We start from the raw sequence: 14470 nt of genomic DNA on the forward strand, positions 1-14470 counted from the left end.
CCCTGCTTTTCGTAACAGGATTGTTCAAAACAGTATATCACCACGGCACATTATAAAAAACCATCAAAGGAAGATAGCCATGCGTTACATAGATCCAAATCAACCCGGTTCAAAAGTTCAATTTAAATCACAATACGAAAACTTTATTGGTGGCGAGTGGGTAGCACCAGTCAAAGGCGAATACTTTGAAAATATCTCTCCTGTAGATGGCAAAGTATTTACCAAAGTCCCACGCTCATCTGCAGAAGATATTGAACTGGCTTTAGATGCTGCACACAAAGCCAAAGCTCAATGGAACAGTTCATCTCCAACTACTCGTTCTAATATTCTGTTAAAAATTGCAGATCGTTTAGAGCAAAATCTAGAATTACTGGCGGTTGCCGAAACATGGGATAACGGTAAACCTGTACGTGAAACATTAGCAGCCGATATTCCCTTAGCGATTGACCATTTCCGCTACTTCGCAGGCTGTATCCGTGCGCAGGAAGGTGGAATTTCTGAAATTGATGAAGATACCATTGCCTACCACTTCCACGAGCCTTTGGGCGTGGTTGGACAAATTATTCCATGGAACTTCCCTATTTTAATGGCGACATGGAAACTTGCACCTGCATTGGCTGCGGGTAACTGTATTGTGCTTAAACCTGCAGAACAAACGCCTGCCAGTATTTTAGTTTTGGTTGAACTCATTCAAGATTTATTGCCTGCAGGCGTATTAAACGTAGTCAATGGGTATGGCGTAGAAGTTGGTCGTCCATTGGCAACCAATCCACGTATTGCCAAAATTGCATTCACAGGTTCAACACAAGTTGGCCAGTTGATCATGCAATATGCCACTGAAAATATTATTCCAGTGACCTTGGAACTTGGTGGTAAATCTCCAAATATTTTCTTTGAAGATATTATGGCGCAAGATGACGACTACTTAGATAAAGCTCTTGAAGGCTTTGCTATGTTTGCGCTGAATCAGGGTGAAATCTGTACCTGTCCATCACGTGCACTCGTACAGGAAAGTATTGCTGACCGTTTCTTGGAAAAAGCCATTGAACGTGTTAAACGTATTAAAACAGGTCACCCGCTTGATACTGAAACCATGATTGGTGCGCAGGCTTCACAAGAACAGCAAGATAAAATCTTAGGTTGTATCGCAACAGGCCGTGCAGAAGGTGCACAAGTTTTAACAGGTGGTGGTGAACGTCAGGAAGTGGGTAGCGGTTTCTATATTGAACCGACCATTTTCAAAGGCACCAATGATATGAAAATTTTCCAAGAAGAAATTTTCGGCCCTGTACTTTCTGTCACTACATTTAAAGACTTCGATGAAGCCATTAAAATCGCCAACGATACCATTTACGGTTTAGGTGCTGGGGTTTGGTCACGTTCTGCGCATACCTCATACCGTGCAGGCCGTGCAATTCAGGCAGGTCGTGTCTGGACCAACTGTTATCACATTTACCCTGCACACGCTGCCTTCGGTGGTTATAAAAAGTCAGGTATTGGCCGTGAAAACCACAAGATGATGTTAGAGCATTATCAACAAACCAAAAACTTGTTGGTGAGCTATTCAACTAAACCTGCAGGCTTTTTCTAAGTTGTGTTAAATTTTAAAAGCTAAAGCTCCTATCTAAAAATGCGAACTTCGGTTCGCATTTTTATTTAATCCATTTCAATATTAGACTCAAAATCTGCCACACGTATAAATACATCTAAAAATACAGACACAAAAAAAGCACCATATCAATGGTGCTTTTATCACATCATATCTACTTATTTTTTTGCAGCTACAGATGCTTCAGTAGTGATGTTTACAGTAATTTTATCACCTACGTTTGGTACATAGCTTGCAATACCAAATGCAGAACGGTTGAATGAAGTTGTTGCATTAAAGCCAACAGTCGCCGCCTGAGTCATTGGGTGTGGACCTTGCTTGTTCAATACGGCATCAAGTACTACCGGTTTAGTCACACCTTTTACAGTTAAATCACCAGTGATTTTAAAGTTTTTCTTGTCTTGAGTTTCAACTTTAGTACTTTTGAAAGTAATTGTTGGGTATTTTGCTGCATCAAACCAGTCTGCTGCCATTAAGTGCTCATCTAAAGCTTTCACGTTAGTGTTAATGCTGCTTAATGGAATAGTTACGTTAACAGATGAGTTCGCAGGTTTTTTCTCATCAATATTGATTGTACCTTGAATGTTTGAGAAGTTACCTGATGGTGTAGAAAAACCGAAGTGATCCCAAGTAAATACAGTTGCAGTATGGGTTGGGTCAATTTGATAAGCTACTGGTTTTGCGATAGTCATAGTTGCTGCAGAAGCGATAGCCAAACCTAATGCAATTGATTTCATGTTCATGTTGTTGATCTCCAAAAGAGTGAATTCGTTTTCAATGATGTTTAGTTTATAGATTTTTGATGCAAATACACGTGTAAAGATAAAACGTTATGTTGCATGACTGAAACGATAAATTTGTAAAAATATGCATGCTCGTTTTACATAGCGATTGTAGGACTTCGATATTGAATAAAACCTGTTCTTTTTACGACACGATCATACAATTGCCGAGCCTGTAAATTATCTTCATGGGTAAGCCAATACACCCGATCACATTCACGCTGTTGCGCTGTGTGATAAATCTGCGCTATGAGCAACCTTGCAATCCCCATCCCTCTATAATCAGGCAAGGTAAATAAATCTTGTAAATAGGCATAAGGCTTGAGTGTCCAGCAACTGTCATGTTCAATCACATGCACAATTGCGACAACTTTAGTTTGAGATACGGCAGCAAAGCCATAAATATATGGTCGTTGAGGATCGGTCAGTTTTGACCAAGTCAGTCGTGTCACTTCATTACTGAGTTGCACCCGATAAAATAACTGATAGCCTTGCCAAAGTGCTTGCCATTGCTCAAACTGAATTTCGCTTAACGGCACAATATCTATTTTTTGACTTAGTTGATGCCGTACTTGGGTTGTCTGCATGCTTGGATATTGCCTAATTGTTATATCTTGAAATGATTGATGATTCACATTGAATATTATGCTTAGGCTATTTTATACACTATTTTTACAGCAATAAAAAAGCTTTACCCTACGCATAGAATAAAGCTGATCTCTAACAATTCACGATTTTTACCATTAAAAGGCAAATCAATTAAAGCTTTTCAATCAAAATACGATCAACCTGCTTTAAGCCTGATTGCTTTTCATGGTTTTTACGGCGGATTTTGATTTGCTGATCCTCAGCTAAATCCTGTAATAACAACTCCACCGCAACCATTGCTTCAAGTGGTAAATCTTGTCCAATCCACTTTTGTTCACCCGCATCCATTAAAGTGACTTCATCATTAATTTGCTCGTACAAACTCATTTCTCATCTCACTCAATTACACAGAGGTCTATTCACAAACCTGACTTACACTTGCAACATCTGCAGGCAACACTAAACAAGCGGCCAAACAAATATGCAAAAATAAAAGACGTCCCTTTGCAGGAACGCCTTTAAAAACACTTAATTAAAAAATTAAGCAGTTAATTCTTTTACCGCAGCTACAACCGCTTCAGTGGTAATACCAAAGTGTTGATACAACTCTTTTGCTGGTGCAGATTCGCCATAGGTTGTCATACCAATAACTTTGCCATCTAGACCAACAAACTTCCACCAGTAGTCTACATGCGCTGCTTCAACCGCAACACGTGCACGAATATGTGATGGCAATACTGCTTCACGATATGCCGCATCTTGTTTCACAAATTCTTCAGCACATGGCATAGACACAACACGTACACCTTCAAGCTGTGCGTATGCTTCCATTGCCAAAGATACTTCAGAACCTGTTGCAATAATAATTGCTTTAAGTTCCCCTTTTTCTTCAGCCAACACATAACCACCTTTTGCCACGTTCTCAATTTGTGCTTGAGTACGGGTTTGGAATGGTAAGTTTTGACGTGAGAAAATTAAAGCAGTTGGGCCTTCGCTACGCAACAATGCAGATTTCCAAGAAATGGCAGCTTCTACAGTGTCAGCAGGACGCCATGTATTTAAGTTTGGCGTACCACGCAAAGATGCAATTTGTTCAACAGGTTGGTGGGTTGGACCATCTTCACCCAAACCAATTGAGTCGTGGGTATACACATGAATTACACGTTGCTTCATCAATGCAGACATACGTACTGCATTACGTGCGTATTCCATAAACATTAAGAAGGTTGCCACGTATGGAATAAAGCCACCATGAAGTGCCACACCATTTGCAATAGCAGTCATACCAAACTCACGTACACCGTAATGCACATAGTTGCCTGCTGCATTGTCCTGAACACCTTGGCAGCCTTTCCAAAGAGTTAGGTTTGAACCTGCCAAGTCTGCAGAACCACCCAATAATTCAGGCAATAATGGACCAAATGCTTGTAAAGTATTTTGGCTGGCTTTACGGGTTGCAATCGTTTCTGCTTTAGCATTGGTTTCTGCAATAAATGCATCTGCTTGCGCAACAAATTCTGCTGGCAATTCACCGCTTAAACGACGTTTAAGTTCAGCAGCTTCAGTTGGATATTTTGCTGCATAAGCCTCAAAAGTCGTATTCCATGCTGCTTCTGATTCTGCACCTTTGGTTTTCGCATCCCAAGCGGCATATACATCTTCAGGAATCACAAACGCTTCATCTGTCCAGCCTAATGCTTCACGAGTCAATGCAATTTCGTCATGACCTAATGGCGCACCGTGACAGTCTTCTTTACCTTGTTTGTTTGGCGAACCTAAACCAATCACTGTTTTACAAATAATAATGGTTGGTTTTTGCGTTTCTGCTTTTGCTTCAACTGTTGCCGCACGAATTGCATCTGCATCGTGACCATCAACTTTTAGTACTTGCCAGCCATAAGACAAGAAGCGCTGTTCTGTATCATCAGAGAACCAGCCTTCTACTTCACCATCAATAGAAATGCCGTTGTCATCATAATAAACAACCAGTTTGCCTAAACCTAAAGTACCTGCCAATGAACATGCTTCGTGTGAAACACCTTCCATTAAACAGCCATCACCCAAGAAACAGTAAGTGAAATGGTCTACAACTTGAATATCTTCTTTATTAAATTGTGCTGCCAAAGTTTTTTCAGCCAAGGCAAAACCTACGGCATTGGCAATACCCTGACCCAAAGGACCAGTGGTGGTTTCAATCCCTGGTGCATAGCCCAATTCTGGGTGACCTGGAGTTTTTGAATGTAACTGACGGAACGCTTTTAAATCTTCAATCGAAAGATCATAACCTGTTAAATGTAACAACGCATATTGCAACATTGAACCATGACCATTAGACAGTACAAAACGGTCGCGGTTTGCCCATTGTGGATTAGTTGGGTTGTGATTCAAGAATTCACGCCACACCACATCGGCAATATCTGCCATCCCCATCGGAGCACCTGGATGTCCTGAATTTGCTTTTTGCACAGCATCCATTGCCAATACACGAATTGCGTTTGCAATACGACGTTCGTTAAGCGGGGTCGTCATAGGTCAGAGTCCACAAAAAATCGTTAAACAGAAGAAGATGAATAGAATTCAAAACAGCCGCTATTCTCTCAAAAAAACGCCTGAGGGGTAAAGCCTATGCAACAATATTTCCGCATTAATTCCCATTCAGCGTACTTTTCGTGCAGATTCGGGGCAGTTTCAGCATTTGTTTTAAGAGAAATGAGGCCAACCATTCAACAAAGCAAGTTTTAAGCCGCAGCTTTACAGATTTTAAAACATAGATATTTCAGTTTATAGAATTTCGCATGAACGAAGAGCAAGTTTGATGCCCGACTCACACTTTAGATAAAATTCATCTCGTTTAACTCCATGCATTATCCAATTTTGACCTGACTAAATGCTGAAATAATAGACAAGTTTAACCCCACCCTGAATTTTATTCACTTTTCACACAATAAATTGAATCACAGCCATCCTTCAAAACTTTATAATAGCTTTTAAAAATGCAGAATCATGCAGATAAACTCAATTCAACGTCTTTAAAACATCAATATAAGATATTGTTTTTAAATACAATTCAATGTTTAAAAATAAAATGTTTCTTAGTTTAAAATTATGACGGCATGCTTTAGCCAACATGAATATTTTTGAGTCAAAATATAGTCATACCGATACTTTATCTATTTTTTAGCAAAAGATATGCGATAAAAAGTCATTGAATTGAAATAAATTCAGCCATTTTAGTCGTAATGCGCTAGTCCTAAAGTCTAACTCGATGTAACATATTGCGTCTTTTGAATTTAACTGTGATAGGACTTATGCGCGAGTACGCTGTATTTACCTCGGAATCTGTAAGCGAAGGCCATCCAGATAAAATGGCTGACCAAATCAGTGATGCCATTTTGGATGCAATCTTAAAAGAAGACCCTTATGCGCGGGTTGCTTGTGAAACGCTTGTAAAAACGGGTGCGGTTGTACTGGCAGGAGAAATCACAACAACTGCAAATGTTGATTTTGAAGCCATTGTTCGTCAAACCGTAAACGGTATTGGTTATCATCATTCAGATCTTGGCTTTGATGGTTCTACCTGTGCGGTCATTAATATGATTGGTAAACAATCACCTGAAATTGCGCAAGGTGTAGACCGCCAAAAACCTGAAGATCAGGGTGCGGGTGACCAAGGTTTGATGTTTGGTTATGCCAGCCGTGAAACTGATGTATTAATGCCTGCCCCAATTTCTTACGCACACCGCTTAATGGAAAAGCAAGCTGAATTACGTCGCAGTGGTGCTTTACCTTGGTTACGCCCAGATGCAAAAAGTCAGGTAACTTTTGCGTATGAAAATGGTGTGCCTGTACGTTTGGACGCAGTAGTTTTATCTACTCAGCATGATCCTGAAATTTCTCAAATTCAGCTCAAAGAAGCTGTGATTGAAGAAATTGTGAAAAAAGTGATTCCTGCCGAAATGTTCCATGCAGACACTAAATTTCACATCAACCCAACGGGGATGTTTGTAATTGGTGGCCCTGTAGGTGACTGTGGTTTAACTGGCCGTAAAATTATTGTAGATACTTACGGTGGTATGGCGCGTCACGGTGGTGGTGCTTTCTCGGGTAAAGACCCATCTAAAGTTGACCGTTCAGCTGCTTATGCAGGTCGTTATGTTGCAAAAAATATTGTTGCAGCAGGCTTGGCAGACAAATGTGAAATTCAAGTGTCTTATGCAATTGGTGTTGCTGAACCAACTTCAATTTCAATTAACACTTTTAACACTGCAAAAGTAGCAGATGAATTGATTATTGCTTTGGTACGTGAACACTTTGACTTACGTCCTTACGGCATTACCAATATGCTCAATCTGTTACAACCAATGTATAAGCAAACTGCAGCCTATGGTCACTTTGGTCGCCAAGGTTCAGACACTGCATTTACATGGGAAAAAACTGACAAAGTTGAAGCATTAAAAGCTTCTGCAGGTTTATAAAAGTTCTGATTCAAACAGATTTCAAAAGCTCACTTCGGTGGGCTTTTTTAATGCACCATAAAACAAACAATATTTATGACGTGAATCTCAATATATAAAATACGAATATGTTATAGTCCTAATATCGCTTAAAAATAATTTAGGAGCTACGCATGGCTGTTATTCTTCAAGTCGACTTCCCTTCTCAAGGCCCATTTGGCGAAAGCATGAGCCAAGCATACAAAGAACTTGCTGAAAGTATTAACCTTGAAGCTGGCATGATTTGGAAAATCTGGACAGAGAACAGCCAGACGCAAGAAGCTGGTGGCATCTACTTATTTGATAATACTGCCAATGCAGAGCAATATTTAAAAATGCACACCGCCCGTTTAGAAAGTTTTGGCGTACAAAACATTCGTGGCAAGATTTTTGAAGTCAATGCTGCCCTGTCTGCCATTAACCAAGCTAGTTTTTTGAACTCTTAACAGCTTTATAATGCTTTGATTAAGATTAAAAATACAAGCAGAAAAATCACCTAAAATCCTGAATGATAGCTTCATTCAGGATTTTTAAATTTAGCACCTTAAATATGACTAGATATAGGCTAAGTTTGAGCAGAAAATCTTAGATTAAGTTAAGTTTAGAATTATATTCAGCCTACTGTGTACGAATCACATCAAGTACTGTTTGCTGTACAGGCACCTCTTGATGATCTTGCAAATACACATGCACGACTTTTAACACAATAGCTGCGGCTAAACAAGCCAAAATACAGAATAACCAAAAACCATAAGGACTACGAATATTGTATGAACCACAAGAGGTACATTCTTTTTCTGATGATTCCACAACCCGATTGCAACATGCGCAACGATACTGATGATACAGCATAGGTATTCTCCTACTTCACTGTAATTCTTGTTTTTATTGTTACACCATCTACCCTGATGAAGTGTAATTTTGCTTAAGCATCTGTGACACTTTGTAGCTTGTCTCAGATACTTGCTCAGCAACCTTGCCAAGCATTTCAATCAGCATGCCAAAGTTAGAAAAAATGCGCAAATAGTATTTTTGAATAAATTTCTGGATTTTCCATCTGAATTTTATATGCCATGTTAAAATATTGAACTGCGTAAAACTCAAGATCACAGCTCAAATTTAGCTTGCTAAACGTGGGTTTTATCAATCTTTTTAATCACACGGAATAGAATCAAGATGGTGCAATTGATTAAAAAAGGCGGTTTACGTGAACGTGCCAACCGTAGCCGAAAATATCAGGGTTCAGAAAACACAGAAGCGACTTTAAGTAGCAATCGGAACTATCCACCCGATCATTTCGTTAAAACAGAAGCTGAGTCTGAAGCTAAACAAACCGTCAAAAAACCATCAGACCCAATTAACTCAACTCACTAAGGTTCATATCTATATTTTAGGTTGAAAACATACGCAGAGCATCTAGCCATAACCACAGCGCAAATAATAAAAATAATGCACCCGACACCATATCAATATAACTGCCCGAACGCTGATACAACTTTTTCATTTTGGGTGTGGAAAGCAGCAACATAAATAAAGTAAATGTCACAAAGGTCTGAATAGGAATAATGACCGCTAATTGGGCTTTTAAAGAACCCGTTGCAGATGAACTCAACGCCAAAGCAAAGACACTGCTGAAGTAAATTAAGGTTTTAGGATTAGATAAATTGGTGAACAAACCCAATAAAAAGTAGTTTTTTGCCGCAGGGATTTGAACATTCGTATCATCAAACTGTTTGCTTTGCTGCCAACTCCGCCAACCACCTGACAGCATACCCCAACCCATTTTGGCAAGAAATAAACCACCAATGAGCATCAGTACTTGTTGTATCCATGGAAATTGTTGTACCAAGACCGTGAAACCGAGCAAGGTCAGCACTACCCACACGACAATTCCCGTCGAAATACCTACAATAATGTGTAAAGTATTACGGCGTGTATTGGTTGCTGCACTTTTAGCAATGAGTAGCACATCTGGACCAGGACTGAGCTGCGCAACAAAATGCAGTGCACAAATGGTCAATAACAATGACATAGATACATCAGAAAGAACTTAAAGCGTGATTATAGCTTGCCTAATCAGGCTATAGACGCTGCTTTAAATATTTCACGTTAATTATCATCCAAAATGCGCATAAAAAAACCGAATCAGCTCGATTCGGTTTTATAGAAAGCACAATCAATATTACTTAGGTTGATTGACATCTTTCATTTCAATTTTTTTAGCATCAGGGGTAATTTCACGTGCTTCACCATCAATGATACTAGAGTCACGACCACCCTGTTGATTTTGCATATCTTGCATTTGGCGCATTAAATCTGCAAATGGGTTTTGACCTGCACCGCCCATGCCATTCATATCGCCCATCATGCCACCCATCATTTGATTCATCATCGCTTGCTGACGCTTCATCATGGCTTTCATCATTGCGGCTTTAAATGCATTTTGAACGGCAGGAATCATCACCAACAATGCCAGAACATCACTGATCAAACCTGGAATCATCAATAAAAAACCCGCAAAGATTTTAGGTAAATTATTGCTAAGTGCAGGGTCGGCACTCATCTGCCCCATTTGCATTTGCTGCATTTGTGGCATCACACCAGCAGAATATTTACGAATCAAGTTCAAGCCAATCACAAATGCGGCAATAAACCAAAAGAACACGTACCACATGCTCCCTACTAGGTCACCCACACCAATCCAGACGAAGACTTCAAGAACTAAGCCAATTAGAACAATAAGAAATAATTTCATGAAAATTAATCTAATCTCAATTAAATAAATAAAATGCAGAAACCAAGTGCTTCATCGGGATCAAGCTTTTTTGATTCACTTTTCTTTCAATATGGGCAGTATTGTATTTTTAAAGGTCTAGCCTGTCATTAATATTTTCATCATCACCCAATTACAACCTATATGGTTGGGCGATAGAGATAAATATAAGCCAGATACGCCAACCCTAACCACACAATGATAAAAACCAATGCTGCGATATAACTACTTGGTTTTTGACTAATTGCATCGGCTTGTAGACGACAATGTTGCATCACCTCTGTGGGCACTAAACGCAATACCAACATGATACCCAAGGGCACTAAAATCAGATCATCCAAATAGCCCAAAATAGGAATAAAGTCTGGAATTAAGTCGATGGGTGAAATGGCATAAGCGGCAACCAATAAGGCTACCAATTTAGCAAGGAATGGTGTTTCAGGATCACGTGCTGCAAACCAAACTGCATAGACATCTCGTTTAATTTGCTTAGCCCATTGTTTTAGCTGATCAATCCATCTGGCCATAGCTTGCCTCTTTTTAACATCATATTTTGAGTATAAAACTCAATACTTAAAATAAAATGAAGTCCAATATCGAAATTATGGCAAAGATATGCTCCAATTGTTTAAACATCAGCACATTGACTGAATGTTTTTAAATTACTCCACACAAAAGAATTTTAAACTCCTATAATTCAGCATGATGTAATTTTTTAAGGCTTGGCATGTCACTTATTATTGGAATCGACCCTGGTTCTCGGCTTACTGGCTACGGCATTATTGAACGTGATGGTGCTAAATTGCGTTTTGTAGATGCAGGAACCATTCGCACCGAAAGCAGTGAAATGCCTGAGCGCTTAAAACGAATTTTTGCAGGCATTGAGCGAATTGTAAGATTTCATGGCCCGACAGAAGCAGCAGTTGAGCAGGTGTTTATGGCTCAAAACCCTGACTCTGCCCTGAAATTGGGGCAAGCGCGTGGTGCAGCCATTGCCGCTTTGGTGAATTTAGATTTGCAGGTGGCGGAATATACTGCACGCCAAATTAAACAATCAGTCGTTGGCTATGGTGCTGCCGATAAAGAACAAGTACAAATGATGGTCATGAAATTGCTCGACTTGTCTATTAAACCGCAACAAGACGCTGCCGATGCTTTAGCTGCTGCTATTTGCCATGCGCATGCTTCGGGCAGTATGACTAAATTAGCCGTGCTGAATGCCTTAGGGGGTATGGCCCGTGGTCGTAGTCGCTCAAGCTCTAGACGTCGTTAAATAAATAGCTTCATCTTAAATATTTTACTGATTCACGACCTGATAAATGGCTTGGTTCATATGTTGCGCCTGTAAGCCACGCATGCCTTGTTGGGCAAGAACATCTCCCGCTAAGGCATGTAACATGACAATTTCATGTAATTGAATTTGATTGTGAAACTGAGCTTTTAAACTGGCGATCATTCCTGCCAAGACATCCCCCATTCCCCCTGTACCCATGCCTGGGTTGCCTGCGGTACAAATCCACAGTGCAGTTGCTTCTGCTGCTGTAGGCGCAGTTTGTAAAGTCAAACTGCCCGAACCTTTTAACACCCATTCTCCTGCATAGCGTTGCTGTAATTGCTGAATCGCAGCAATACGGTCAGCTTCAATTTGGGCAACCGTAGTACCAAGCAAAGTTGCCGCCTCGCCCGAATGTGGTGTTGCATAGCTATTGAGTTTGAGCTGAGCTGGACTATTTGAAGCCTGTGCATGTTGGGCTAAGAACCACAATGCATCGGCATCATAAACCACCTCAACATCTGACTGATTTAAAGCCGTAAACCAATTTGTATAATGTTGCTCCGCCCAAGCATCCCGACCAAGTCCCATGCCTAAACTTACGGCATCCACCTGTGAAATTAATTGCTGAATCTCTGCCTTAGACAGTGCATCAATATCACGCAGCATTAAATTTGGCGCTCGGCTTAAAATCGCAACATGATGTTTAGCATGACACACCACAGTCACTTTGCCCGCACCTGCATTTGATGCGGCCTCTGCTGCCATCATCACAGCACCGCCCATTTGCGCGTGCCCACCTACAATCAGCACATGCCCATAAATGCCTTTATGCCCAAAAGCTTGTCTTGCGGGTAATTTAATTTGTTGTGGTGTGAGCTGTGCCAAAGCTTTGAGTTCTGCATCTAAAGGAATCAAGTCCAGTACATCTACCTGTCCTGTATATTCCTGCGCTTGCCCTGTAAATAAGCCTACCTTTAAACCCAAGGCCGTAAAGGTGTAATCCGCTTGAATTGCGCATGGCATCGGCTGACCTGTATTGGCATTTAAACCGCTTGGAATATCTACCGCAATTTTTAAAGCTTGTTGTTGATTGATCGTGTGAATAATCGACTGCCATTCATCATTTAAAGGACGATCTAAACCAATACCAAATAACGCATCTATATAGCAGTCATATTTTTTTTGAAATGCAAAACCCTGAATAATATTCACTTCTGCCGCTTCAGCTTCTAAAAAAGCCTGATGTAAATCTGTCGATGTACCGCGTGTTGCTGCATAAATATCGACCTGAAAACCTGCTTGTTGTAAATATTTTGCAGTTAAGTAGCCATCACCAGCGTTATTGCCCTGCCCACAGCACACAGCAACTGTTTGAATTGGAAAAGTCTGGGCAGCAAAAATTTTGCGAAGTTGTAAATGTAGTGTCCATGCCACTTGCTGCATTAAACCATAGGAACTGTTTTGACGGGCAAACCAGCGTTTCTCCCACGCTTGAATACTTTGGCTATGATAAACAGGGCTATGGTACACTTGCTGCGGCATTTTTCTTCCCTTCTGTTTTGTTATGGCAACATCCACCACTTCAGCACATATTTCACTATATCAAGATGATCCAACTGCCCTGAAAGAGTGGATTAAAGCTCAAGCTTTGGCGCTTGGTTTTGCTGATTGTGTCATTGCCAAACCAGATGCTCAAGCAGAATTAGCCCGTTTTCAGGAATATTTAAACCGTGGCTATCATGGTGATATGAAGTTTTTGGAAGAAAATTTAGAAAAACGAGCCAACCCAGCATTATTAGTGCCAAATACCAAAAGCATTATTTGCGTGCGTATGAATTATTTGGTGGAAAGACCACAACCACGCCACATTCCAGATGCCCCTAATTCGGCAATTATCGCCCGTTATGCGCGCGGTCGTGATTATCACAAAGTGATGCGTGGTCGCCTTAAAACTCTTGCAACACGTATCCGTGAAAAAGTTGGTGAGTTTGAATCACGCCCCTTTGCCGACTCTGCACCCATTTTTGAAAAGTCACTTGCAGAAAGTGCAGGCATGGGTTGGACAGGCAAACACACCTTACTTATTCATAAAAAATCTGGGTCGTTTTTTGTATTGGGCGAACTGTTTACTTCACTAGATTTGCCTTTTGATACACCTGCAACATCGCATTGCGGTTCTTGCACAGCCTGCATTGACATTTGCCCAACACAGGCCCTTGTTGAGCCTTATATGTTAGATGCACGTAAATGTATTGCGTATTTGACCATTGAATATCAAGGGGTAATTCCTGAAGATTTACGCCGTGGCATTGGCAATCGGGTATTTGGTTGTGATGATTGCCAACTGATTTGCCCGTGGAACAGCTTTGCCCAAGTCACCACGGTTGATGATTTTCAGCCTCGGCATGCGCTAGATCAGATCAGCCTGCTAGATTTATGGCAATGGGATGAAGCCACTTTTTTAGCCAAAACGGAAGGCAGTCCATTGCGTCGTACTGGCTATCAGAGCTTTATGCGCAATATTGCCATTGGACTTGGAAATGCCCCATTTTCTTCACAAATTTTGCAAACTTTGCAACAAACAAGATTACAGCATGATGAGATTGTGCAAATCCATACTGACTGGGCCATTCAGGAACAAGAGTTAAAACAGCCTAAAAAATAAACAATTTTCACCTAACAAAAACGGTAGCGTTTGGACTGCAGGTTCTTTGCCAGTTTCGTGCATTATCTGAATTTTAGTTGCCATTTCATCACAAAATAAAAATGGCCAGAATTTAATTTTGCTGCGAAATAGCCATAAAAATGCTTAAGTTTGCAACTAAAATGAGTTTGTTGTTTTACTTGACGAAAGATAAATATTTGCGACCAAATTGAGAGATTATGCCTTTCTGATTTCCACAGTTTGTGTATGATACAGACTATAAATAATAGGGATGATGGACTTTT

15 protein-coding genes are annotated in these 14470 nt (G+C 40.4%); 6 read left to right on the top strand and 9 right to left on the bottom strand.

What is annotated here, in order from left to right; all coding sequences use genetic code 11:
* Positions 1 to 79 precede the first annotated feature (79 nt).
* Entirely contained in the window at positions 80 to 1591 is a 1512-nt protein-coding gene (locus ACNS8M_RS07645; RefSeq protein ID WP_168419312.1) for an aldehyde dehydrogenase family protein, read from the top strand.
* Positions 1592 to 1767: 176 nt separating this feature from the next.
* On the opposite strand, the gene ACNS8M_RS07650 is transcribed toward ACNS8M_RS07645, so the two are convergent.
* The 4 genes from ACNS8M_RS07650 to tkt all read right to left on the bottom strand — a co-directional run bounded on the left by ACNS8M_RS07650 (position 1768) and on the right by tkt (position 5508).
* On the bottom strand, positions 1768 to 2352 hold the full coding sequence (locus tag ACNS8M_RS07650; protein ID WP_168419311.1) for a YceI family protein: 585 nt from the start codon (positions 2350 to 2352) through the stop codon (positions 1768 to 1770).
* Positions 2353 to 2489: 137 nt separating this feature from the next.
* Positions 2490 to 2978 carry a GNAT family N-acetyltransferase gene (locus ACNS8M_RS07655; protein WP_168419310.1) on the bottom strand — a complete coding sequence of 163 codons (489 nt, stop codon included), beginning with the start codon at positions 2976 to 2978 and terminating at the stop codon, positions 2490 to 2492.
* A 172-nt stretch (positions 2979 to 3150) separates the two neighbouring features.
* Positions 3151 to 3366, bottom strand: coding sequence for a hypothetical protein (locus tag ACNS8M_RS07660; protein WP_004976879.1), 216 nt, complete (start codon positions 3364 to 3366; stop codon positions 3151 to 3153).
* A 153-nt stretch (positions 3367 to 3519) separates the two neighbouring features.
* Entirely contained in the window at positions 3520 to 5508 is a 1989-nt protein-coding gene (gene tkt, locus ACNS8M_RS07665; RefSeq protein ID WP_168419309.1) for a transketolase, read from the bottom strand.
* A 779-nt stretch (positions 5509 to 6287) separates the two neighbouring features.
* On the opposite strand from tkt, the gene metK reads away from it, so the two are divergent.
* Positions 6288 to 7454 carry a methionine adenosyltransferase gene (gene metK, locus ACNS8M_RS07670; RefSeq protein ID WP_104851871.1) on the top strand — a complete coding sequence of 389 codons (1167 nt, stop codon included), beginning with the start codon at positions 6288 to 6290 and terminating at the stop codon, positions 7452 to 7454.
* Positions 7455 to 7606: 152 nt separating this feature from the next.
* Positions 7607 to 7918 (top strand): monooxygenase, encoded by a 312-nt coding sequence (locus tag ACNS8M_RS07675; RefSeq protein WP_168526433.1) that lies wholly within the window; start codon positions 7607 to 7609, stop codon positions 7916 to 7918.
* 172 nt (positions 7919 to 8090) lie between these two features.
* On the opposite strand, the gene ACNS8M_RS07680 is transcribed toward ACNS8M_RS07675, so the two are convergent.
* A complete protein-coding gene (locus ACNS8M_RS07680; RefSeq protein WP_419225331.1) occupies positions 8091 to 8321 on the bottom strand; it encodes a hypothetical protein in 231 nt (76 codons plus the stop codon).
* A 327-nt stretch (positions 8322 to 8648) separates the two neighbouring features.
* On the opposite strand from ACNS8M_RS07680, the gene ACNS8M_RS07685 reads away from it, so the two are divergent.
* Positions 8649 to 8846: a hypothetical protein gene (locus tag ACNS8M_RS07685; RefSeq protein WP_168526437.1), complete on the top strand. Its 198-nt coding sequence runs from the start codon at positions 8649 to 8651 to the stop codon at positions 8844 to 8846.
* 16 nt (positions 8847 to 8862) lie between these two features.
* Here ACNS8M_RS07685 and ACNS8M_RS07690 read toward each other — a convergent pair whose 3' ends face one another.
* The 3 genes from ACNS8M_RS07690 to ACNS8M_RS07700 all read right to left on the bottom strand — a co-directional run bounded on the left by ACNS8M_RS07690 (position 8863) and on the right by ACNS8M_RS07700 (position 10772).
* The gene (locus tag ACNS8M_RS07690; protein WP_168526439.1) at positions 8863 to 9504 is read right to left on the bottom strand and encodes a LysE family transporter; all 642 of its coding nucleotides are present in this window, start codon (positions 9502 to 9504) and stop codon (positions 8863 to 8865) included.
* A 150-nt stretch (positions 9505 to 9654) separates the two neighbouring features.
* A complete protein-coding gene (locus ACNS8M_RS07695) occupies positions 9655 to 10227 on the bottom strand; it encodes an FxsA family protein (protein ID WP_167845952.1) in 573 nt (190 codons plus the stop codon).
* Positions 10228 to 10385: 158 nt separating this feature from the next.
* A complete protein-coding gene (locus ACNS8M_RS07700; RefSeq protein WP_419224692.1) occupies positions 10386 to 10772 on the bottom strand; it encodes a YkvA family protein in 387 nt (128 codons plus the stop codon).
* Between the two features lie 200 nt (positions 10773 to 10972).
* Between ACNS8M_RS07700 and ruvC the strand changes: the two genes are divergently transcribed.
* The gene (ruvC, locus tag ACNS8M_RS07705) at positions 10973 to 11518 is read left to right on the top strand and encodes a crossover junction endodeoxyribonuclease RuvC (protein ID WP_168419524.1); all 546 of its coding nucleotides are present in this window, start codon (positions 10973 to 10975) and stop codon (positions 11516 to 11518) included.
* A 24-nt stretch (positions 11519 to 11542) separates the two neighbouring features.
* Here the strand turns inward: ruvC and ACNS8M_RS07710 are convergent, their stop codons facing one another.
* Positions 11543 to 13063 (bottom strand): NAD(P)H-hydrate dehydratase, encoded by a 1521-nt coding sequence (locus tag ACNS8M_RS07710; protein ID WP_168542646.1) that lies wholly within the window; start codon positions 13061 to 13063, stop codon positions 11543 to 11545.
* 22 nt (positions 13064 to 13085) lie between these two features.
* Here ACNS8M_RS07710 and queG point away from each other — a divergent pair, with 22 nt between their 5' ends.
* A complete protein-coding gene (gene queG, locus ACNS8M_RS07715; protein ID WP_168419526.1) occupies positions 13086 to 14186 on the top strand; it encodes a tRNA epoxyqueuosine(34) reductase QueG in 1101 nt (366 codons plus the stop codon).
* Positions 14187 to 14470: the final 284 nt, after the last annotated feature.

The organism is Acinetobacter sp. A2 (assembly GCF_048537555.1).
Classification (GTDB): Bacteria; Pseudomonadota; Gammaproteobacteria; order Pseudomonadales; family Moraxellaceae; genus Acinetobacter.